This window comes from Pseudomonas sp. PDM20 (genome assembly GCF_014852575.3).
GTDB lineage: Bacteria > Pseudomonadota > Gammaproteobacteria > Pseudomonadales > Pseudomonadaceae > Pseudomonas.
This window is the reverse complement of record NZ_CM181224.1, coordinates 5,894,778-5,914,910: the sequence shown is the minus strand read 5'-3', so window position 1 is coordinate 5,914,910 and position 20,133 is coordinate 5,894,778. Positions and strand designations below refer to the sequence as shown.

The 20,133-nt window shown below is 65.9% G+C and carries 17 protein-coding genes; 13 read left to right on the top strand and 4 right to left on the bottom strand.

Annotation, left to right across the window (positions count from 1 at the left end; genetic code table 11):
* The 7 genes from IB261_RS27265 (at nucleotide 1) to IB261_RS27235 (ending at nucleotide 7,372) form a co-directional block, all read left to right on the top strand.
* Entirely contained in the window at nucleotides 1-1,758 is a 1,758-nt protein-coding gene (locus IB261_RS27265; RefSeq protein WP_138213989.1) for a carbamoyltransferase family protein, read from the top strand.
* Nucleotides 1,742-2,875: a glycosyltransferase gene (locus IB261_RS27260; RefSeq protein ID WP_192383717.1), complete on the top strand. Its 1,134-nt coding sequence runs from the start codon at nucleotides 1,742-1,744 to the stop codon at nucleotides 2,873-2,875. The genes IB261_RS27265 and IB261_RS27260 overlap by 17 nt, the downstream gene beginning before the upstream one ends.
* Before the next feature lie 85 nt (nucleotides 2,876-2,960).
* Nucleotides 2,961-3,857: a WaaZ-like lipopolysaccharide core biosynthesis protein gene (locus tag IB261_RS27255; RefSeq protein ID WP_192383718.1), complete on the top strand. Its 897-nt coding sequence runs from the start codon at nucleotides 2,961-2,963 to the stop codon at nucleotides 3,855-3,857.
* A 33-nt stretch (nucleotides 3,858-3,890) separates the two neighbouring features.
* Complete coding sequence (locus IB261_RS27250; RefSeq protein WP_081515479.1) at nucleotides 3,891-4,139, top strand: LbetaH domain-containing protein; 249 nt, start codon at nucleotides 3,891-3,893, stop codon at nucleotides 4,137-4,139.
* A 142-nt stretch (nucleotides 4,140-4,281) separates the two neighbouring features.
* On the top strand, nucleotides 4,282-5,238 hold the full coding sequence (locus IB261_RS27245; protein ID WP_192383719.1) for a glycosyltransferase family protein: 957 nt from the start codon (nucleotides 4,282-4,284) through the stop codon (nucleotides 5,236-5,238).
* 35 nt (nucleotides 5,239-5,273) lie between these two features.
* Nucleotides 5,274-6,140 (top strand): glycosyltransferase family 2 protein, encoded by an 867-nt coding sequence (locus tag IB261_RS27240; protein ID WP_318653093.1) that lies wholly within the window; start codon nucleotides 5,274-5,276, stop codon nucleotides 6,138-6,140.
* Between the two features lie 11 nt (nucleotides 6,141-6,151).
* On the top strand, nucleotides 6,152-7,372 hold the full coding sequence (locus tag IB261_RS27235; RefSeq protein ID WP_225606193.1) for an O-antigen ligase family protein: 1,221 nt from the start codon (nucleotides 6,152-6,154) through the stop codon (nucleotides 7,370-7,372).
* On the opposite strand, the gene IB261_RS27230 is transcribed toward IB261_RS27235, so the two are convergent.
* Nucleotides 7,356-8,006, bottom strand: coding sequence for a lipopolysaccharide kinase InaA family protein (locus tag IB261_RS27230; protein ID WP_192383720.1), 651 nt, complete (start codon nucleotides 8,004-8,006; stop codon nucleotides 7,356-7,358). The two genes, IB261_RS27235 and IB261_RS27230, sit on opposite strands and share 17 nt — an antisense overlap.
* A 100-nt stretch (nucleotides 8,007-8,106) precedes the next feature.
* Between IB261_RS27230 and msbA the strand changes: the two genes are divergently transcribed.
* The 6 genes from msbA to IB261_RS27200 all read left to right on the top strand — a co-directional run bounded on the left by msbA (nucleotide 8,107) and on the right by IB261_RS27200 (nucleotide 16,607).
* On the top strand, nucleotides 8,107-9,939 hold the full coding sequence (msbA, locus tag IB261_RS27225; RefSeq protein ID WP_192383721.1) for a lipid A export permease/ATP-binding protein MsbA: 1,833 nt from the start codon (nucleotides 8,107-8,109) through the stop codon (nucleotides 9,937-9,939).
* Nucleotides 9,940-9,961: 22 nt separating this feature from the next.
* Nucleotides 9,962-10,858: a GNAT family N-acetyltransferase gene (locus tag IB261_RS27220; RefSeq protein WP_081515485.1), complete on the top strand. Its 897-nt coding sequence runs from the start codon at nucleotides 9,962-9,964 to the stop codon at nucleotides 10,856-10,858.
* A gap of 38 nt (nucleotides 10,859-10,896) precedes the next feature.
* Nucleotides 10,897-12,309, top strand: a complete 1,413-nt coding sequence (locus IB261_RS27215) for a PIG-L deacetylase family protein (RefSeq protein ID WP_192383722.1) — start codon at nucleotides 10,897-10,899, stop codon at nucleotides 12,307-12,309.
* Between the two features lie 87 nt (nucleotides 12,310-12,396).
* Entirely contained in the window at nucleotides 12,397-13,821 is a 1,425-nt protein-coding gene (gene hldE, locus IB261_RS27210; RefSeq protein ID WP_081515487.1) for a bifunctional D-glycero-beta-D-manno-heptose-7-phosphate kinase/D-glycero-beta-D-manno-heptose 1-phosphate adenylyltransferase HldE, read from the top strand.
* A 286-nt stretch (nucleotides 13,822-14,107) separates the two neighbouring features.
* Entirely contained in the window at nucleotides 14,108-15,391 is a 1,284-nt protein-coding gene (locus tag IB261_RS27205) for an acyl-CoA dehydrogenase family protein (RefSeq protein ID WP_192383723.1), read from the top strand.
* 10 nt (nucleotides 15,392-15,401) lie between these two features.
* A complete protein-coding gene (locus tag IB261_RS27200; RefSeq protein ID WP_151188515.1) occupies nucleotides 15,402-16,607 on the top strand; it encodes an acyl-CoA dehydrogenase family protein in 1,206 nt (401 codons plus the stop codon).
* 279 nt (nucleotides 16,608-16,886) lie between these two features.
* On the opposite strand, the gene IB261_RS27195 is transcribed toward IB261_RS27200, so the two are convergent.
* The 3 genes from IB261_RS27195 to IB261_RS27185 all read right to left on the bottom strand — a co-directional run bounded on the left by IB261_RS27195 (nucleotide 16,887) and on the right by IB261_RS27185 (nucleotide 20,115).
* On the bottom strand, nucleotides 16,887-17,798 hold the full coding sequence (locus IB261_RS27195; protein ID WP_081515490.1) for an NUDIX hydrolase: 912 nt from the start codon (nucleotides 17,796-17,798) through the stop codon (nucleotides 16,887-16,889).
* A 341-nt stretch (nucleotides 17,799-18,139) separates the two neighbouring features.
* Nucleotides 18,140-18,943 carry an aldo/keto reductase gene (locus IB261_RS27190; RefSeq protein WP_192383724.1) on the bottom strand — a complete coding sequence of 268 codons (804 nt, stop codon included), beginning with the start codon at nucleotides 18,941-18,943 and terminating at the stop codon, nucleotides 18,140-18,142.
* Nucleotides 18,940-20,115 carry an NAD(P)/FAD-dependent oxidoreductase gene (locus IB261_RS27185; protein WP_081515492.1) on the bottom strand — a complete coding sequence of 392 codons (1,176 nt, stop codon included), beginning with the start codon at nucleotides 20,113-20,115 and terminating at the stop codon, nucleotides 18,940-18,942. Before IB261_RS27185 ends, IB261_RS27190 begins: the two co-directional genes overlap by 4 nt.
* Nucleotides 20,116-20,133 lie beyond the last annotated feature (18 nt).

Here is a 20,133-nt window from a genome sequence, read left to right as displayed (position 1 = left end):
GTGGCATTGACCATCCTCGGCCTGTCCGGCGCCGTAAGCCATGACCCTTCCGCCGCCCTGTACATCGACGGCAAGCTGGTCGCGGCCGTCGAAGAAGAGCGCTTCGTCCGCGACAAGCACGCGAAGAACCGCATGCCCTACGAGTCGGCCAAGTTCTGCCTGGAGCAGGCCGGGATCAAGCCGTCGGACGTTGACGTGGTGGCCATTCCCTTTGCCCCCATCAGCATCTTCGACAAGGCCCGCTGGCACTACGCCAAGCGCTACGCCTACGCACCGGACCGCGCGCTGGACGCCATCCTGCTCGGCAACCGCCGCTACAAGCGCTACTACAAGCGCATCGAGTGGTGCCTGCAGCAGTTGGGCTTCGACCTGAAGAAGACCAAGATCCAGCCGGTCGAGCACCACCTGGCCCACGCCTCCAGCGCCTACCACTGCTCGGGCTTCAAGGAGAAGACGGCGATCCTCGGGATCGACGGCAAGGGCGAGTACGCCACCACCTTCTTCGGCTACGGCGAGAACGGCAAGATCCACAAGATCAAGGAGTTCTACGATCCGGACTCCCTGGGCGGCCTGTACGGGGCGCTGACCGAGTACCTCGGCTTCGACATGCTCGACGGCGAGTTCAAGGTCATGGGCATGGCGCCTTACGGCGATGCCAGCAAGTACGATTTCTCCCGTCTGGCCAAGTTCGAGAACGGCGAGCTGATCATCAACACCGAGTACGCCAACGTCATCGGCTTCCGTCGCTACAAGGAAAAGGGCAAGGGCTACTACTTCTCGCCCAAGCTGATCGAGTGGCTCGGTCCGAAGCGTGAAGGCGACATCGCCGACGATCCGTATATCCATTACGCCGCCAGCATCCAGGCCCTGTTCGAGAAGCTGTCGCTGGAGATGATGGATTACTACCTGGGCGACATCATCCGCGAGACCGGCAAGATCGCCTTCGCCGGCGGCTGCGCGCTGAACGTCAAGCTCAACCAGAAGATCATCGCTCGCCCCGAGGTCAAGGAACTGTATGTGCAGCCCGCGGCCAGCGACGCCGGCACCGCTGTTGGCGCCGCCGCGTACGTGTCCTGGGAGCGTGGTGTGCCGGTCGAGAAGATGGAACACGTCTACCTCGGCCCGGAATACAGCAACGAAGACGTCATCGCCGCCTGCGCCCGCCACGAGGCCAAGCCGACCTGGCGCAAGATCGACAACCTGTCCGAGCTGATCGCCAAGGTGCTGGTGGACGGCAACCCGGTGGCCTGGTTCCAGGGGCGCCTGGAGTTCGGCCCGCGCGCACTCGGTGGCCGTTCGATCATCGGCTGCCCGAGCGTTCCCGGCGTGGCTGACCGCATCAACGCGCAGATCAAGTTCCGCGAGCGCTGGAGGCCCTTCTGCCCGTCGATGCTCGATACCGTCGGCCCGCAGATGTTCAAGATCGACCATCCGGCGCCTTTCATGACCTTCACCTTCGAGGTCAACGAAGAGTGGAAGACCCGCGTGCCGGAAGTCGTCCATGAAGACGGTACCTCCCGCGCCCAGGTGCTCAAGCGCGAATTCAACCCGCGCTACTACGACATGATGAAGGAGCTGGAGCGGCTCACCGGCAACGGCGTGGCGCTCAACACCTCGCTGAACCGCCGTGGTGAGCCGATGGTCTGCTCGCCGACTGATGCCCTGAACATGTTCTACGGCTCGGACCTGCAGTACCTGATCATGCAGGACATCCTGGTGGTCAAGGATGGCGCGGAGCCCTATGACTCGCTCGGCTGAACCGCGCGTCCTGCAGTTCTGCCACGGCTATGACGGGCCGTTCCTCGACTGTGCCCGTCAGTACGCCAGCCTGTTCGCCGGCACCGGTTACCGGGTTACCACGGTGTTCCTCACCGGTGCGCCCGATCCGGAAGTCGTGGCCGGTTGCGCCAGCGACGAGGTGCTTTTCCTCGACTACAGCTCGCGGGACATCCGCGGGCTGAAGCTCAAGGCAATCCGCGACCTGCGCGAGATCGCCCGTTCCCGCGATTTCCGCTTCTGCATCGCGCACCGTTTCAAGCCGACCTGGATCGCCATGCTCGGCACCAGGCTGCCGATCATCGGTGTGCACCATGGCTTCGGTGACTTCCAGCGCCTGGGGCGCAAGCTGTTCGCGCGCCTCTTCGCCGAACGCCTGAGCCTGCTGGGCGTTTCCAACGCGGTGCGCGACGAAATCCGTGCCTGCCTGCCGGCCTGGCCGCAGGATCGCATCGAGACGCTGTACAACCGGGTCGACGTCGACGCCCTCATGGACCAGCAGGTCGAGCGCTATCCGGCCCGCCAGCACCTGGGGCTGGCGGACAACGCCTGGGTGGTCGGCAACGTCGGTCGCCTGCATCCGGACAAGGACCAGGCCACCCTGCTGCGCGGCTTCGCCCGCGCTCTGCCGCGTCTGCCGCACAACAGCCTGCTGGCGATCCTCGGCAAGGGGCGGCTGGAGGAGGACCTCAAGGACCTCGCGCGCGAACTGGGCATCGCCGACCGCGTGCTGTTCCTCGGCCAGGTCCCGGATGCCAGGCGCTACTTCAAGGCCTTCGACGTATTCGCCCTGACTTCCGACCACGAGCCATTCGGCATGGTCCTGCTGGAAGCGATGGTGGCGGGTGTGCCGCTGATCTCGACTTCTGGCGGTGGTGCCGGGGAAATCGTCGAGGGGTTGGGCATTCTCTTCCCGCTGGGCGACGATGCCGCGCTGGCCGAAGGGCTGCGCCATCTGTCGGTGCTGGACCGCGAGCAGCGGGTGATGTGCGCGCAGCAGATGGAGCAGCGTCTGCAGACGCGCTTCTGCGATGAGGCGGTGCGCCGGGAGTTCTGGAGTCTGCCGCTGGTGAAGGCGTTACTCGCCCCATCCCGCTGACGGCCCTGCGTTTCTCCCTTCATTTTTACTGGCCTGGACGCTGGATGCGCCCTTGGGCGATTCATTGACGAGCGCGCGATTGCAAATGCTGGAACTCAAACAGGAAGGTGGTCGACGCTGGCTGGGCGATGGGAGCATGCAGGTTCCCCTAGCCGAGTTTGGGGAGTGCCGTGGGCGATACCAGGGGAGTGTGTTCCTGCTCGCTTCCGGACCTTCCGCCGGGGAGTTCCCGCTGGCGCGCTATGCGGACTGGCCGTTCATCGCGATGAACGGCTCCATCGTTCGCTGCGTCGACCAGAAGATCACGCCGTTCTTCTATATCTGCGATGACCCCGGGTTCGTGCGTGATCGCCCTGACCTCGCCTGTCTCGGCGCGCGCAGCGCTACGCACCTGGCAATGAGCCTGAACTGCTTCCAGGCGCTGCATCGTCATGACCCGACCTTGCTGCCGGGCAGGGCGAATGTCTTTTTGCTGGAGAGGGTCAACCGCCGGCATGGCATGGCGGTGCTGTCGGATCGTTCCTATGCCTGGTCCGTCCGCCGTGATCCCGACCTGATCTGCGGGTTCTCGCTGTTGCGCAGGAAGACCAATCGGATCGGCTTCAGTCGCAACATGAGCAAGGGCTATTTCGGTGGGCGCACCATCCCCTACGCCGCGACGCAACTGGCCTGTCACCTGGGCTTCAGCCAGGTGTTCATCATCGGGATGGACCTGAACAAGAGTATCGGGCGCTTCTACGAAACAGGGACGGCTGCTCTGCCCAGCAGCCTCGACGAAGATTTCGAGGATTACATCCTGCCCAGCTTCCGGATCGTCGCCGAGAAGGTTTCGCCGCGTTTCCCGCTGAGGCTGTTCAATCTGTCGCCAGACAGTCGGTTGCCGGCCAGTGTGGTGCCAAAAGTCGAACCTACCCAACTCGATGCATTGCTCGAAGCAGAAATGGCAGCGACGGGTGGGAAACACCTGCGAGTGAGCTCGTGATGGCTCTGCCGCAACATCCGGCAGAGCTCCACGGTGGGTATCAAGACATTGGGGCTGTCGCGTTATTCGCTGGTGATCGGTGACGATTTGAGCCTTGGTGCGCACAGCTGCAACATCGCCGATGAACTCGAGATTGGCAGTGGTGTCACCATTGGGGCGATGCCGTTGGTCATCAAGGACCTCCCCGCGGGTTGCACCTATTACAACGTCCGTCAGAGCCAACTCCTGCTTCTGCATCCTGAGACGGCCATCGTCTTGACCGGGTTGTTCAGCGTCCCCTAATCTTCGCGGCGCATTGTCCTTGTCGCCGCTTTCCTTGTGGAGGGTGACGGGGCGGGGCGCATGGAAGCTGGGCGATTGCCGTATCCGGCCCAGGATGCACGTTAATTCGATTGCCCGCACTCTGCGATGCAAAAGGTGAGTCTTGAAAGTTCTGTTCCTGGTCCAGAAAGAACAACGCGCCATCCTCGATCGCCTGTACGACGGAATCGCCGAGCATTGCGAGTGTGACCTGCGCTGGCTGTCCAGTGACGAGCAGGCCAACCTGCGCCGTTACTTCCGTGAGCACGTGGATGTGTCGAAGTACGATCGCATCCTGTTCTTCCTGCGCTTCAAGAAGGAAATGCGCCAGGCAGCCTTCATCCGCAGCGTGCCCAACCTGGTCATTCTCGAGCACGACGCCTACCAGAACTATATTTCCTGCAAGTACACCGGGAAGTTCAGCGCGCATTATCGTCGCCTGCCCTGGGCGCGGGTGATCAGCTCGGGCTACATGGTCAGCGAGCGCCTGCGCCAGGAAGGCTTCGATGCGGTCTTCGTGCCCAAGGGCTATGACCAGAACCTGCTGCATGACCTGGGGCGGGGGCGGGATATCGAACTGGCCTTCGTCGGCAGCACCGGTAGCGTGGCCTACAGCGGCCGCAAGGCACTGCTGGATGAACTGGGACAGGTGGAAAACCTGCTGGTGACCAAGACCAACTCCGGCGAGGACTACCTGAATACGCTCAACCGTATCCGCTTCTTCGTCAGTGCCGATGTCGGCATGGGCGAGTACATGATCAAGAATTTCGAGGCCATGGCCTGCGGCTGCGTGCTGCTGGCCTATGACCAGGGTGAGGCGGAGAATCGCGCGCTGGGGTTGCAGGACATGCACAACGTGGTGCTTTACCGCGATGTCACCCAACTGCGCAGCAAACTGCAGCAGTTGCGGGATGACCCGCAGCGCGCGTCGCGCATTGCCGAGGCCGGCCGGATGCTGGCCGTGGAAGGTTTCGGGTTCAGCCAGATCGGGGCAAGGATTGTCCAGGCCATGGCGGCCCCGCTGCGTGAGAGGCCGCAGCCCGGTATGCTGGAGCGCTGGCGACTGGCTTTGGGGTTCTGACCTGTGGCCACTATCTGCCGGTTATTGAGGTGTCTGTGGAAAACCCGCTGATTTCCGTGCTGGTGCCTTGCTATAACCGCGAGCGTTATATCGAAGAGACACTGCTGAGCATTCTTGGGCAGGACTATCCCAACTTCGAGTTGATCGTGGTGGATGACGGGTCCCAGGATCGCAGTGCGGAGAAGATCCAGGTGCTCCAGCAGGAGCATGGCTTCCAGTTCTACCGCCAGGCCAACCAGGGCGTCAGTGCCGCGCTCAACACGGCGTTGAGCCATGCGCGGGGCGAACTGGTGGCCACGCCGGACTCCGACGACATCATGATGCCGGGGCGTCTGCGCCTGCAGGCGAACTACCTGCGCGAGCACCCGGAGGTCGGTTGCCTCGGCGGGCGCGCCGTCTATATCGACGCCGACGGCAAACACCTGAAGGGCGGGCCGGGCAATGCCGTGCGCCAGTACAGCTTCGACGAGTTGCTGGGGCAGGCCATCGCCGTCGGCGCGACCGTCGCGATGTACCGGCGCGAGGCCATGGACCGGGTTGGCGGCTACGATCCGCAGATCCGTATCCAGGACTTCCAGATGACCCTGAAGATCGCCCACCTGGGCTACCGGGTCGAAGTCCTGCCGGAAGTAGTCAGCGGCTACCGCCGCCACGAAGGCAACCTGTCGCGGACGGCCTACAAGAACCAGCTGAATTATGATCGGATGGCGGTCGCTCCTTACCGTGACCACCCGGCGTACGGCGCTGGCATGACCTGTATCCTCAACAAGGCGCTCAAGCAATCCGTGGTCGGTGACAAGGGCTACGCCTGGTCGCTGCTCTTGCAGCTTCCGCCATGGCGGTGGAATCGCATCACCCTGCGGCGGATTCGCCATCTGCTGTTCAAGTTCGGGCGGGAATAAGACGTTTGCCGATGAAAGATGTAATTGCTTCCGCCTGGAAGTCCTGGTGCCCCACTGTGACCCCCACTGGCGTGTCGCAGCGCCGGGGAAGCCGGATAGCCGAGGCGATGCTGGGCATTGGCGTGCTGTGGAGCATCGCCGGGGTGATGCTGACACCCAGCATGAAGTTCTATTTCCAGATGGTCGCGCTGTTTGTCTACCTGCCATCGTTGTGGTTGTGCATCACCCGCCGGCAGGAGCTCGGCCACCTGCTTCGGGCTCACCGGGAGTTGTGGCTTCTGCTGGCGCTGTTTGGCTGGGCGGTGCTTTCTCTGCTGTGGTCCAAGACGGGCAAGCCGGCGGGCAACCTCAAGAGTGTTTCGTTGTTCATGCTGTTCATCTTCGGCTGGGTGCTCTGGGCCCGCGCGGATGAGCGTCGGCTGCGCCTGACGATGCTGTCGCTGGCTCTGGTGGTCGGCCTCTACAGCGTGGCGGCACTCCTGTTTGCCCCTGCTTATGGGATGGGGCGCCTGAACGGGTTTGGCGGCTTCCTGGATAACCCCAACGCGGCGGCTTACTCGATCGCCTTCGTCACGGTGTTGTGCGTGCCGTTGCTGCCGCGCCGCGGCTGGTCGCAACTGCCCTGGGTGCTCCTGCTGGCCGCATCGCTGATCTACGTGGTGCTTTGCGGAAGCCGGGGGGCATTGCTGGCGCTGATGGTTACCGCCATCTTCAGCTTGAGTCTGGTGCCGGGCCGGATCGCCAAGCTGCTGCCTCTGTTGCTTCTGGTCGGTGGCGCAACGCTGGTTGTCGTCGAGCCGGGGCTTATGGAACGCGGCGACGCCGAGCGTTTCGAGCTGCTGCGCAATGCCTGGCCGCAGATTCAGCAGCATTTCTGGTTCGGCGTTGGGCTGGGGGGCGATTATTCGGTGACCAGCGGGCGTTCCGTATACGAGAACGGGGCGCACAACTTCCCTGTGCACACGGCGATCCAGTACGGCGTGCCAGCCTTGCTGGCGTTCCTGGTGCTGTGGGGCTCGATTGGCTACAACGCCTGGCGAAGCCGCTCGCGGGCGCTGGGCCTGTCGGTGATGCTGCTGTGGGTGTTCTCCAGCGTCGCCATGCAGTTCGATGTGTTCAGCCTGTGGGAGCGCACGCGCGCAATGTGGCTGATGCCCTGGGTGGTGATCCTGCTGGGGCTCAGCCTGGAGCGCTGGCCTCAGGTGCGGCCGGCGGTCATGGAGCCGAACTGAGGAACTGTCTCAGCTCGGCCAGCGGCCAGCGTACCGGGCTGTGGGAAAGGTAGGCTTGTGAAAGGCTGTCGGTATTGCCGGCCAGCAGCCACTGGCGATCCTGGGTATAGCGCAGCATGTGGGCGAAGTTGCGTTTGCGCTGCTGGCGCGACAGTGCCCGGCGCTGCTTCTTCATGTCCGCGAGGTCGATCAGGCCCAGGGTGCCTTCGGGGGTCTTCACCACGTTGCCCAGGTGCAGCGAGCGGAAGTACACGCCCTGGTCATGCAGCCCGGCGATCAGTTCGCCCAGTTGCGCCGCCAGTTGCGTGTCCGCCTCGCCGGCTTCGATCACCTGGCGCAGCGTGTCGCCCGGCAGGGGGCGGTAGTGCACCGCGTCGCGGGCGATATCGGCAATGCGGTACACCGCGATGATCTGCGGGCAGGGCACCGCCAGGCGCTGCAGCGTCTGGGTGTTGTCGGCGAAACGCTGCGCATAGGGATAGAGCGCCGCCGAGGAAATCAGCCGCTTGCGTCGGAACAGTTTCAGGAAGTTGCCATCGGCCAGGCGCAGGACCTTGTCGCCATGCTTGTCGGCTTCCAGCACCTGGGCGCCGGTGCGCAGCGCTTCGTAGGCGGAGAGAGCGAGGTCTTGCATAACGGGTCCCTGAATCGATAGCCGGCTATAGTAGCCCAGCCGCCGGGCAAACGAGAGCGCTGTGTTATAATCGCCGACCTTTTAAGCGTGCGATTCCTACATGTCCGGTAAAGAACCCCAGGCTCCTTCGAGCCTGAAGATCTACTTCCGACTGCTGTCCTATGTGCGTCCGTACATCGGGATGTTCCTGCTCAGCATCATCGGCTTCCTGATCTTCGCCGCGACCCAGCCGATGCTGGCGGGCATCCTCAAGTATTTCGTCGATGGCCTGGCCCATCCGGATGCCAAGCTGTTCCCCAACTCCTCCGTGGCCTGGCTCCGTGACCTGTCGCTGCTCTACGCAGTGCCGCTGCTGGTGGTGCTGATCGCCGTCTGGCAAGGCGTCGGCTCCTTCCTTGGCAACTACTTCATCGCCAAGGTTTCCCTGGGGTTGGTGCAGGACCTGCGTATCGCGCTGTTCAACAACCTGCTGACCCTGCCCAACCGCTATTTCGACAGCAACAACTCCGGCCACCTGATCTCGCGCATCACCTTCAACGTGACCATGGTCACTGGCGCCGCCACCGACGCCATCAAGGTGGTGATCCGCGAAGGCATGACCGTGGTTTTCCTGTTCCTCTCGCTGCTGTGGATGAACTGGAAACTGACCCTGGTGATGCTGGCGATCCTGCCGATCATCGCGGTGATGGTGACGACCGCCAGCCGCAAGTTCCGCAAGCAGAGCAAGAAGATCCAGGTCGCCATGGGCGATGTGACCCATGTGTCGTCCGAGACCATCCAGGGCTATCGCGTGGTTCGCAGCTTCGGCGGCGAGCCCTATGAGCGCGCACGCTTCCGCCACGTGACCAACGAGAACACCAGCAAGAACCTGCGCATGAACAAGACCTCGGCGATCTACACGCCGATGCTGCAGCTGGTGATCTACAGCGCCATGGCGGTGCTGCTGTACCTCGTGCTGCTGCTGCGTGGCGATGCCACCGTAGGCGACCTGGTGGCCTACATCTCCATGGCCGGCCTGCTGCCCAAGCCGATCCGCCAGCTGTCCGAAGTCAGCTCGACCATCCAGAAGGGCGTGGCCGGCGCGGAAAGCATCTTCGAGCAGCTCGACGAGCAGCCCGAGGTGGACAACGGCACAGTCGAGCGTGAACGCGTACAGGGCCGCCTCGAAGTGAAGAACCTCAGCTTCACCTACCCTGGCACCCAGAAGACGGTCCTCAACGATCTGAACTTCAGCGTCGAGCCAGGCCAGATGGTGGCGCTGGTCGGCCGCTCCGGCAGCGGCAAGTCGACCCTGGCCAACCTGATCCCGCGCTTCTACGACCACAGCGACGGGCAGATCCTGCTCGACGGTACCGATGTCGAAGACTACAAACTGAGCAACCTGCGCCGGCACATCGCGCTGGTGACCCAGCAGGTCAACCTGTTCAACGACAGCGTGCTCAACAACATCGCCTACGGCGACCTCGCCAGCAAACCGCGCGAGGCCGTTGAGAAGGCTGCCGACGACGCCTTCGCCCGCGAGTTCATCGACCGCCTGCCCGAAGGTTTCGAGACCGAGGTCGGCGAGAACGGCGTGATGCTTTCCGGTGGCCAGCGCCAGCGCCTGGCGATTGCCCGCGCGCTGCTCAAGGACGCTCCGGTGCTGATCCTCGACGAGGCTACCTCGGCGCTGGACACCGAGTCCGAGCGGCACATCCAGGCCGCCCTGGAGAAGGTCATGGAAGGCCGCACCACCCTGGTCATCGCCCACCGCCTGAGCACCATCGAGGCAGCGGACCTGATCCTGGTGATGGACCAGGGCCACATCGTCGAGCGTGGCACCCACGACCAGCTGATCACCCAGAACGGCTACTACGCCCGCCTGCACGCCCGCCAGTTCGCCGACGACCCGGTCGGTGGCAGCGAAGAAGCGCCCGTCGAGCAGCCGGTATGATGCAGGTGCGGAATCCCCTGGCATGCTGAACCGTCTGCGAGTCTTCCGCGAACGCGGCTGGACGCCCATCGCGGCGGCCGACTATGCCGCCGCCTGGCAGCGCTTCGGCGGCAGCGTCGCCACCCATCCGGATGTGGTTGAGCGTCTCGCCCATCTGGCCGGCATTCCGGTGCGTTACCTGGGCTGGTTCGAGGGCGATGAACTGCGCGCCGCCGTGCCGACCTGGGGGCGCAACCTGGCGTTGTCCAAGGATGTGCTCAAGCGCGAGGGCAAGAAGGCGCTGTTCGACCTGGGCAACGCCGAGATCATCCTGCCCATCGCCGAAGGTGCGCGCATCGAGCTGCGCCATCAGGTGCGCTATCTCTCCGAGCTCAACCGCGAGCAGGTCAGCGACGCCCGCGAGCAGCCCGAGCAACTGGCGATGAACCGCGCGCCGGCCGACTTCTCGAAGAAATTCCGCTACAACCAGCGCCGCGAACAGCGCCTGCTGGAAGAGGCGGGCGGCGTGCTGCAGCCGATGAGCGAGCTGAGCTCCGAGGAGCAGGCGAGCATCTATGCCGACCTGTTCCAGCGTCGCTGGGAGTTCGAAGTGCCGGGCAAGGCACGGCTGGCCGAAGTCTTCGGCCTGATGCGCGACTTCATGCGGGGTTCGCTGGTGCGCCTGGACGGCGAGCCGGTGGCGATCCAGATTCTCTACCGGGTCGAAGCGCCCAAATGGGTCAGCGTCGAGTACATCAACGGCGGCGTCGCTCCGGAGAACCGCGAGTTCAGCCCCGGTAGCGTGCTCAGCTTCGTCAATACGCAAGAGGCCTGGGCCGAGGCCGAGGCGCTGGGCAAGCCGCTGCGCTATTCCTTCGGCCGCGCCGACCGCGAGTACAAGGACCGCTGGTGCCACCGCGTGCCGGTGTTCCAGGTCTGACGCCCCGCCCGCGACAGCGGGCTTGATGGAGAGTCGCCATGAGCGCCCGCAAGCAGCACCTGCTCAAACAGCACCGCCGCAAGAAGCGCGCGGTCCTGCTCGTCGCCCTGCTGGCGCTGATCCTGCTGGGCATCTTCGCGCCTTGGTGGAGCGTGCCGCTGGCCGTGTTGCTCGGCTGGGTCGCCCATGAAGCGTGGTTCGCCGATCACCTGTTCTATTCGCCGCGCGACGACTACCGCTACGACTTCCCCGAGGGCTCCATCGCCCTGCCGGTATCCCTCGGCCCGCACGGCCTGCACGTCGCCACCGGTGCGCTGCCGGCGGGCGAGGAGACGCTGGTGCTGGAGATCGAGGTCAAAGCCTCGCTGCTCGGCCGCTGGCTCGACCCGCAGGTGCTGATCGAAGGCGTCGAGCCCGATCGCCAGGACTTCGAGCGTGGCGTCAGCGGCAAGCGCTACATCAACCTCTCCGGCCAGGGCGAAGCACTGCGTTCCGGGCATCTGCGCATCCGCAGCCGCCATTGCCGACTGGCGCAACAGGGCGTGCTGCACGCCTTCGACAATCCGGACTACGCCCGACAGCGCCTGCTGATCATCGCGCCCCACGCGGACGATGCCGAACTGGCCGCCTTCGGCCAGTACAGCCGTTGCCCGGAAGCCTGGATCGCCACCCTGACGCAAGGCGAGATCGAGGCCGAACACTACCAGCGTCTCGGGCTGGGCAAGGCCGAGGCTGCGCGGCTCAAGGGCCGCCTGCGCACCTGGGACAGCATTGCCGCACCGCTCTGGGGTGGCGTGCCGGCCGAGCGCTGCGTGCAACTGGGCTACTACTGCCTGCAATTGCCGGCCATGGCCGCCGAGCCGAGCCAGGCGTTCGGCTCGCGGGAGTCCGGCGAGATCGACATCCGCAGCGTGCGCGGCTTCAACCCCTTCGCGCTGCCGGGTGACAGCGACGGCGCACCGACCTGGCTCAACCTGGTGGCCGACCTCACCGCGCTGATCGAGCACATCCGCCCGGAAGTGATCCTCACCGCGCACCCGGAACTGGACCCCCACGCCGACCACGTTCACGCCACCCAGGCGACGCTGGAGGCGATTTCGCGCAGCAGCTGGAAACCGCAGACGCTGCTGCTCTACGCCAACCACCTGCACGACAACGACCGCTGGCCCATGGGCCCGGCCGACGGTGGCATTGCCCTGCCGCCTTGTATCGAGGCATTGCCGGCCGACCCGCTGTGGAGCCCGGTGCTGGACGCCGAGACCCGCATCGACAAGGCCCAGGCCCTGGCCCTGCAGCACGATCTGCAGACTCCGCTCACCGGCAAGAAACGCCTGCGCCGGCTGATCCAGCGCGTGCTCGCCGGCCGTCGGTGGCCGGCCACTGGCGACGACGAGTTCTTCCGCAAGGCGGTGCGTCGCCACGAGCTGTTCTGGGTTCGCAAAGTCCCCTAGGCATTGCCGTGACCGCCCGGTGTTCGGCGCAAGTCGCACTGGGCGGCTATGGTATTATCCGCGGCGATTTCGACCTGCGGAGTTCCCATGAAATTGACCATGCCCCGATTCGATCAGGCCCCCGTGCTGGTGGTAGGCGACGTGATGCTCGACCGCTACTGGCACGGCGCGACCTCGCGCATCTCGCCCGAGGCGCCGGTGCCCGTGGTGCGGGTCGAGCAGCATGAGGACCGCCCCGGCGGCGCCGCCAACGTCGCGCTGAACCTTGCCGCCCTCGGTGCCCCGGCTTTCCTGGTCGGCGTCACCGGCGTCGACGAAGCGGCCGACAGCCTGAGCGACAGCCTGCAGGCAGTGGGCGTGACCACCCGCTTCCAGCGCATCGCCGGCCAGCCGACCATCGTCAAGCTGCGGGTCATGAGCCGCCACCAGCAACTGCTGCGCGTGGACTTCGAGGAAGCCTTCCGTACCGACGCCGTGGCCCTGTCCGCCGACGTCGAGGCGCTGCTGGACCAGGTTCGCGTGCTGGTGCTCTCCGACTACGGCAAGGGTGCGCTGAAGAACCACCAGCAACTGATCCAGGCTGCCCGCCAGCGCGGCATCCCGGTGCTGGCCGATCCCAAGGGCAAGGATTTCGCCATCTACCGTGGCGCCAGCCTGATCACTCCGAACCTCTCCGAATTCGAAGCCATCGTCGGTCGCTGCACGGATGAGGCCGATCTGGTCGCCAAGGGTCAGAAACTGATGACCGAGCTGGAGCTCGGCGCGCTGCTGGTCACCCGCGGCGAACACGGCATGACCCTGCTGCGCCCGGGCCACAGCGCCCTGCACCTGCCGGCCCGTGCCCGCGAAGTATTCGACGTCACTGGCGCCGGCGACACGGTGATTTCCACGCTGGCCGGCGCCATCGCCGCCGGTGAAGACCTGCCGCAGGCCGTGGCCCTGGCCAACCTCGCGGCCGGTATCGTCGTCGGCAAGCTCGGCACCGCCGCCATCAGCGCCCCGGAACTGCGCCGCGCCGTGCAGCGCGAGCAGGGCTCCGAGCGTGGCGTACTGAGCCTCGAGCAACTGCTGCTGGCCATCGAGGACGCCCGCGCCCATGGCGAGAAGATCGTCTTCACCAACGGCTGCTTCGATATCCTTCATGCCGGCCACGTGACCTACCTGGAGCAGGCGCGCGCGCAGGGCGACCGCCTGATCGTCGCCACCAACGACGACGCCTCGGTGACCCGCCTGAAAGGCCCGGGCCGCCCGATCAACAGCGTCGACCGTCGCATGGCCGTGCTTGCGGGCCTCGGCGCCGTAGATTGGGTTGTCAGCTTTGCCGAGGACACCCCCGAGCGCCTGCTCACCGAAGTCCGCCCTGACGTACTGGTGAAGGGCGGCGACTACGGCGTCGAGCAGGTGGTCGGTGCCGACATCGTCAAGGCCTACGGCGGCGAAGTGCGCGTGCTGGGTCTGGTGGAGAACAGCTCCACCACCGCCATCGTCGAGAAGATTCGCCACCAGGGCTGATCCTTCTTTCCCGTGGCTTCCCCTCACCCTAACCCTCTCCCAGGGGGAGAGGGGCACCGTTCGGTGCAGGATGAAACCATGACGCCAGCCGGCACGATCTGCCCCCTCTCCCTGAGGGAGAGGGCTGGGGTGAGGGGGAAGCCCAGGCACACTCTCTCCGGTTGCCCCCGCTGCCCCCGCTGCCCCCACTGACCGCTCTGCCAGTCACCGGCGGCAAAGCGGTCATGGTCCCTGCGGCATTTTGCAGCGCATGATCGGGCATCCACCCTCCGCGGAGCGAGATGCCATGACCACCGACGTGCAGGGCCGCGCCCTGGCCGTGCTGAACCGTGTCGCCCAGGCCGACTGGCCGGACCGACTGAAGCTGCGCAAGCCCTTCGAAAGACTCCTCTACAGCGGTAGCCGCACCGGTTTCCGGCTGGCCAGCGAGCGTGCCGCCAAACAGCCCAAGACCCCACGCAAGGCCGACCCGGACGGGCTGTTCGACCTGTCCCTGTCCGACGAGCAGCAGATGCTTGTGGAGATGCTCGAAGGCTTCGCCGCCGAAGTGCTGCGCCCGGCCGCCCATGAGGCCGACGCCAAGGCCAGCCTGAGCCTGGAGTTGCTTGCCCAGGCGCAGGAACTGGGCCTGACCCATTACGGCGTCAGCGAGGTGCACGGCGGCATGGCCGGCGAGCGCACCGTGGTGACCAACGCGCTGATCGCCGAGTCCCTTGCCCGTGGCGACTTGAGCCTGGCTGCCGCGCTGCTGGTGCCGCTGTCGGCGGCCAACTGCATTCGCCGCTGGGCTTCGCCGCAACAACAGGCGCGCTGGCTGCCGGCGTTCGTTGGCGAAGAGGCTGCGCCGCTGATCGCCATCGCGGTGAACGAACCGCAGTTGCTGGCCGATCCGCTGCGCTTGTCCACCAAGGCGCGCAAGCGGGGTTCGAGTTACACGCTGACCGGCGAAAAATGCCTGGTCGTGCGCGGCGTGGATGCGCAGAAGCTGATCGTGGCGGCGGATGCCGGCGACGGCCCGGCGCTGTTCCTCATCGACACCCGCGCCAAGGGCGTCGAAGTGCGTGCCGAACCGGCCATGGGCCTGAAGGCCACCGGCACCGCTCGAGTTCGCTTGAAGGGCGTGAAGGTCCCGGCCGAGCAGCGGCTGGCGGCGGAGCGCTTCGACTACCAGGCTTTCCTCGATCACACCGCGCTGGCCTGGTGCGCGCTGGCCGTGGGCACCGGGCAGGCGGCGCTGGACTACGTGATCACCTACTGCAACGAGCGCGAGGCCTTCGGTGAGCCGATCAGCCATCGCCAGGGCGTGGCCTTCATGGTCGCCGACATCGCTGTCGAGCTGGATGCCATGCGCCTGATTGTCTGGCGCGCCTGCGCACTGGCTGAGCGCGGCCAGGCGTTCCACCGCGAGGCTTACCTGGCGAAGCTGCTCTGCGCCGAGAAGGCGATGAAGATCGGCACCGACGCGGTGCAACTGCTCGGTGGCCACGGTTTCACCCAGGAACACCCGGCCGAGCGCTGGTACCGCGACCTGCGCGCCGTCAGCCTGATGGCTGGCGGCCTGCACCTGTAAGGAGCTTTGCATGTACCTCGAGACGCCGAAGAAATTCCGCACCTTGCAGAACCAGGCCCGCCAGGTGGCAGAGAACTACCTGCGACCGATCTCACGCAAGTATGACAAGGCCGAGCACGCCTACCCCAAGGAGCTGGACCTGCTGGCCGCGCTGCTGGACGGCATGAACGCCGGCTCGCCGGACGCCGTCGGCGCCACCTCGGCCAGCAAGCGCAAGGCCGGGGCGGAGGAGGGCGTGAAGAACGGCGGCAACCTGTCCGCCTGCCTGGGCGTGATGGAGATGTGCTGGGGCGACACCGGCCTGCTGCTGGCCATGCCGCGCCAGGGGCTGGGCAACGCCGCCATCGCTGCGGTGGCCAACGAGGAGCAGCTCAAGCGCTTCTCCGGGACCTGGGCGGCCATGGCCATCACCGAGCCGGGCTGCGGCTCGGACTCGGCGGCGATCCGCACCACCGCCACCCGCGATGGTGATGACTACCTGCTCAACGGCGAGAAGATCTTCGTCACTTCCGGTGCCCGCGCCGACGCGGTGGTGGTCTGGGCGACCCTGGACAAGAGCCTCGGCCGCGCGGCGATCAAGTCCTTCGTGGTGGAGAAGGGCACGCCGGGCATGACCGTCACCCGCCTGGAGAAGAAGCTCGGCATCAAGGCATCGGACACCGCGTCCATCAGCTTCAGCGACTGCCGGGTGCCGGCCGCCAACCTGCTGGGTAACGCCGAGATCGACGTGCAGAAAGGTTTTGCCGGGGTGATGGAAACCTTCGACAACACCCGTCCGCTGGTGGCTGCCATGGCCGTCGGCGTGGCCAAGGCCTCGCTGGATCGCACCCGCGAGCTGCTGAAGAAGGCCGGCTGCCGCTTCGACTATCGCCAGCCGCTGCTCAGCGCCAGCCATGCCGAGGCCACGTTGTATCGCCTGGAAGCAGAATGGGAGGCCGCACGCCTGTTGACCCTGAAGGCCGCCTGGATGGCTGACAACCGCTTGCCCAACTCCAGGGAGGCTTCCATCGCCAAGGCCAAGGCCGGGCGAGTGGCCAACGAGGTGACGCTGAAATGCGTCGAGCTGGCCGGCGCGCTGGGCTACGGGGAAGAGGAGTTGCTGGAGAAGTGGGCGCGGGATTCGAAGATCCTCGACATCTTCGAGGGCACCCAGCAGATCCAGTTGCTGATCGTGGCGCGGCGGCTGCTGGGCAAGAGTTCCAGTCAGTTGAAGTAAACGGTCTTCGACCGCTGCTACTGGATATCTCTGCGCTCGGATCGGCCCTCACCCTAACCCTCTCCCAGGGGGAGAGGGGATCGTTCGGTGCAGGATCAAACCGTGGCGTCAGCCGGTATGGACAGCTCCCTCTCCCTCTGGGAGAGGGCTGGGGTGAGGGAATACCCAGGCACACTATTTCCTGAATCAGACAGTTGCTCCTACAAAAGCGACTTCTCCTGTAGGAGCGGGCCATGCCCGCGAACCGGCCGTCAGGCCGGAGTGATCATGTCGGCGGAATCAGGCTGTGCGCCGCCCGCTGCCGGCATTGCCGGCGGCGGGCGGCCACTGCTCCATCCATTCGCGGAAGCGGATGCGTTCCTCGCGCACCAGCCAGCCATCCTGCTCGGCGAAACTCTCCGACAGCCAAAGGCCGCGAGTGCTGGCCTTGCACAGCTCGCCCTTGCTCAGGGTAAGCAGCTCGCCGGTCGGCTGCCCATGCTCCAGCGGCAGCAGGTAGATATCCGGGCGACGGCGGTCCAGCCGCGCCACCAGCGGGCCGCTTTCGAGTTTCTCGTCGACGTGGAACAGGCTCACCTCGCGGGCATCCTTGGGCAGCTCCATGCGCAGGTCATAAACCAACTGCAGCGAGGCCGTCGGCAGGTGCACATAGGCCTGCGGGCGCTCCAGCAAGCGCAGCGCGCCGGCCTGCACCGGGCGCGAGGCGCCGGACAGCGGGGTCAGGGAGAAGTGGCTGGTTTCGCGATAGCGCAGGATGCCCTCGTAGGGCGTCGGCAGCCAGGTGTCGCCGAAGCGCCCGCCCAGCCAGCCGTCGGCGGTTTCCACCAGGCATTCCTCGGCGACTTCCTGGATCGCGGTGAGCAGCGGCAGGTTCAATTCGTGGGCCGGCACGTAGCCGGAAATCAGCTTGAGCACCGTGTCACCACGGTCCAGGCGGCGCTGGCGCACCAGGATCCAGTGGTCGCGTCCCTGGTAGTTCAGGGTCAGGCGCACCGAAACGCCGAGGTTGGCCAGTTCAGTGACGAAGCGCTCGGTCTCGTTGATCTCGATGGGGCGGCGTTTTTCCAGGACCTGGGCGAAGTTCAGGGGCTTGCCGAGGGTCTGGTAGATGAGACCTTCCGGGCTGGCTTCCACCAGCAGCGGCAGGGTCTTGAAGGCGGTCGGGTCCTTGCGGGCGAGCGTACGGGGCATAGGGTCTTCCTTCTCGTACAGGGCGTCGTACAGGGCGCCGGGTTGCGCTGACGCATCCTCTTCCAGTGATAACTGGCAGGCGACGCCGACGCGAACGCTGACCGTCTGCTGGGGACGGTCCGGCCGATCGTTCAATTACGGGGTCGCTACAACCTAGACAGCCTGACACCGCTCCTGGTGTCATCGAAAATCCAAAGGATTTCCGGATTTTTCCCTGAAAGACTTGTCGATTCCGAGGCTTTTGCGTGGGAATCGCTGGTTGGCGACAGTTTCTGTGCCCGCGGTTTTCGCCGGGGGAGTTGGAGCATGGCACAGGAATGCGTAATCCACATGACCGCCGATCAGCGGTCGAGGACCTCGGCGGCAATGTCCACGTTGTGCGCGAGATGCAGTGGATTGATGGTGCCGACGATGGCGCTGGCGACGCCGGGATGCCCCAGCACCAGTTCGAAGCTGGCGCGCACCGGGTTGACGCCGGGGGTGAGGGTGGCGTGGCCGCTGGCCAGGGCCTTCTTGATCAGGATGCCGCGGCCATGGGCCTGGGCGTGGTCGATCACCGGCTTTTCCGCCTGCTCGTTGAGGTTGTAGGTGACCATCGCGCAGTCACCGCGCTCCAGGGCCAGCAGGCCGCCGTCGGCAGTCTTGCCGGAGAAGCCGAAGCCGCGGATCAGCCCTTCGTCCTTCAGGCGCTCAAGGGTCGCGTAGACCTCGGTGCCGCGCAGGATGTCCAGGTCATTGCCGTCGGAATGCACCAGCACCAGGTCGATGTAGTCGGTCTCCAGTCGCTGCAGGCTGCGTTCCACCGAGCGGCGCGTGTGGGCGGCGCTGAAGTCGAACTGCGACTGGCCGCCGACGAATTCCTCGCCGGTCTTGCTGACGATCACCCACTGGTGGCGCTGGCCGCGCAGCAGCGGGCCGAGGCGCTCTTCGCTGCGGCCGTAGGCCGGCGCGGTGTCGATCAGGTTGATGCCCAGTTCGCGGGCCAGTGCGATCAGGTCGGCGGCCTCGCGGTCATCGGGGATGCGGAAGCCTTCGGGGTACTTCACGCCCTGGTCGCGGCCGAGCTTCACGGTACCCAGGCCCAGTGGCGAGACGTTCAGGCCGGTGCTGCCCAGCGGGCGATGCAGGTGATGCAGGGTCTTCATCCGAGCAGTTCCTCCCATACCGGGCGGGCCATGGCCGGGCGCGGCAGGTCCGGCAGGGCGGCGTTGGCCTGCGGGCGGATGCCGCTTTTCTCCAGCGACTCCAGCACGCGGTCGGCGAAGTTCGGCGCCAGGGCCAGCTTGGTCGGCCAGCCGACCAGCAGGGCGCCGTCCTCGGCGAGGAAGGCGCTGTCCGGGCGCAGCAGGTTGTTCTGCGAGGGTTCGGCGCGGTCCACGCGCAGGGTCGCCCAGCGAGCGGCGGAGAGGTCGATCCACGGCACCAGCTTGTGCAGCTCGCGCTGCGCCTCGGCGATCTGCTCGGCCTCGTTGCGCGCCACGCCGCCGGCTTCGGCGATGTCGCCGCCCAGGTACCAGACCCAGTCGCCATTGCTCAGCGGGTGGGTGGTGACAGTGACGCGCGGTTTTGGCCCGCCGCCGAGGCAGTGGGCGTACAGCGGCTTCAGGGTGGGTGCGGTGACCAGCACCATGTGCAGCGGGCGACGCTGCATCTCCGGGCGCTCCAGGCCCAGCTCGCGCAGCAGCGCCTCGTTGCCGGCGCCGGCGCTGAGCACGACGCGCTGGGCGCGGATTTCGCGGCCGTCCACCCGCAGGCCTGCCAGCTTGTCGCCGTCGCGCAGGGCTTCGATGCGTTCGCCGGCCAGCAGGCTGTCACCGGCCAGTTCGGCGAGGCGGGCGACCAGGCTGGGTACGTCCAGCACCAGTTCGGTGAGGCGGTAGGCCTTGCCCTTGAAGGCCTTGTCCTGCAGGGCTGGCGGCAGGTCGCTGCCCTTCACCTGGGCTACGCGGCTGCGCACCGCCTTGCTGGCGAAGAAGCTGGTGAGGTTGCCGGCCAGGCCGCCGGGCGACCACAGGTAATGGGCGTCGGAGAGCAGGCGCACGCCGCGCAGGTCTACCTCGCCGGTGCCGGCCAGGCAATCGCGCCACAGTGCCGGCATGTCGGCGATGGCTTCGGAGGCGCCAGTCAGCGCGCCGTGCAGGGCGTATTTGGTGCCGCCATGGATGATCCCCTGCGAGCGCATGCTCTGCACGCCGCCCAGCGCAGTGTTCTCCACCAGCACGCTGGAAAAGCCGGCGCGCCGCAGGCGGGCATTGAGCCAGAGACCGGCGATGCCGCCGCCGACGATAAGGATGTCGGTGCTCAGGGATTCGGACATGAAAGCGCCTCGAGGGAA

Excerpts from the sequence above, each read along its gene's own strand:
- msbA (WP_192383721.1), top strand. The coding sequence starts at position 8,107 with ATGTCCGGTAAAGAACCCCAGGCTCCTTCGAGCCTGAAGATCTACTTC.
- IB261_RS27220 (WP_081515485.1), top strand. The coding sequence starts at position 9,962 with ATGCTGAACCGTCTGCGAGTCTTCCGCGAACGCGGCTGGACGCCCATC.
- IB261_RS27185 (WP_081515492.1), bottom strand. The coding sequence starts at position 20,115 with ATGTCCGAATCCCTGAGCACCGACATCCTTATCGTCGGCGGCGGCATC.
- IB261_RS27260 (WP_192383717.1), top strand. The coding sequence starts at position 1,742 with ATGACTCGCTCGGCTGAACCGCGCGTCCTGCAGTTCTGCCACGGCTAT.
- IB261_RS27230 (WP_192383720.1), bottom strand. The coding sequence starts at position 8,006 with ATGCAAGACCTCGCTCTCTCCGCCTACGAAGCGCTGCGCACCGGCGCC.
- IB261_RS27235 (WP_225606193.1), top strand. The coding sequence starts at position 6,152 with ATGAAAGATGTAATTGCTTCCGCCTGGAAGTCCTGGTGCCCCACTGTG.
- IB261_RS27255 (WP_192383718.1), top strand. The coding sequence starts at position 2,961 with ATGCTGGAACTCAAACAGGAAGGTGGTCGACGCTGGCTGGGCGATGGG.
- hldE (WP_081515487.1), top strand. The coding sequence starts at position 12,397 with ATGAAATTGACCATGCCCCGATTCGATCAGGCCCCCGTGCTGGTGGTA.
- IB261_RS27200 (WP_151188515.1), top strand. The coding sequence starts at position 15,402 with ATGTACCTCGAGACGCCGAAGAAATTCCGCACCTTGCAGAACCAGGCC.
- IB261_RS27190 (WP_192383724.1), bottom strand. The coding sequence starts at position 18,943 with ATGAAGACCCTGCATCACCTGCATCGCCCGCTGGGCAGCACCGGCCTG.
- IB261_RS27215 (WP_192383722.1), top strand. The coding sequence starts at position 10,897 with ATGAGCGCCCGCAAGCAGCACCTGCTCAAACAGCACCGCCGCAAGAAG.
- IB261_RS27195 (WP_081515490.1), bottom strand. The coding sequence starts at position 17,798 with ATGCCCCGTACGCTCGCCCGCAAGGACCCGACCGCCTTCAAGACCCTG.
- IB261_RS27205 (WP_192383723.1), top strand. The coding sequence starts at position 14,108 with ATGACCACCGACGTGCAGGGCCGCGCCCTGGCCGTGCTGAACCGTGTC.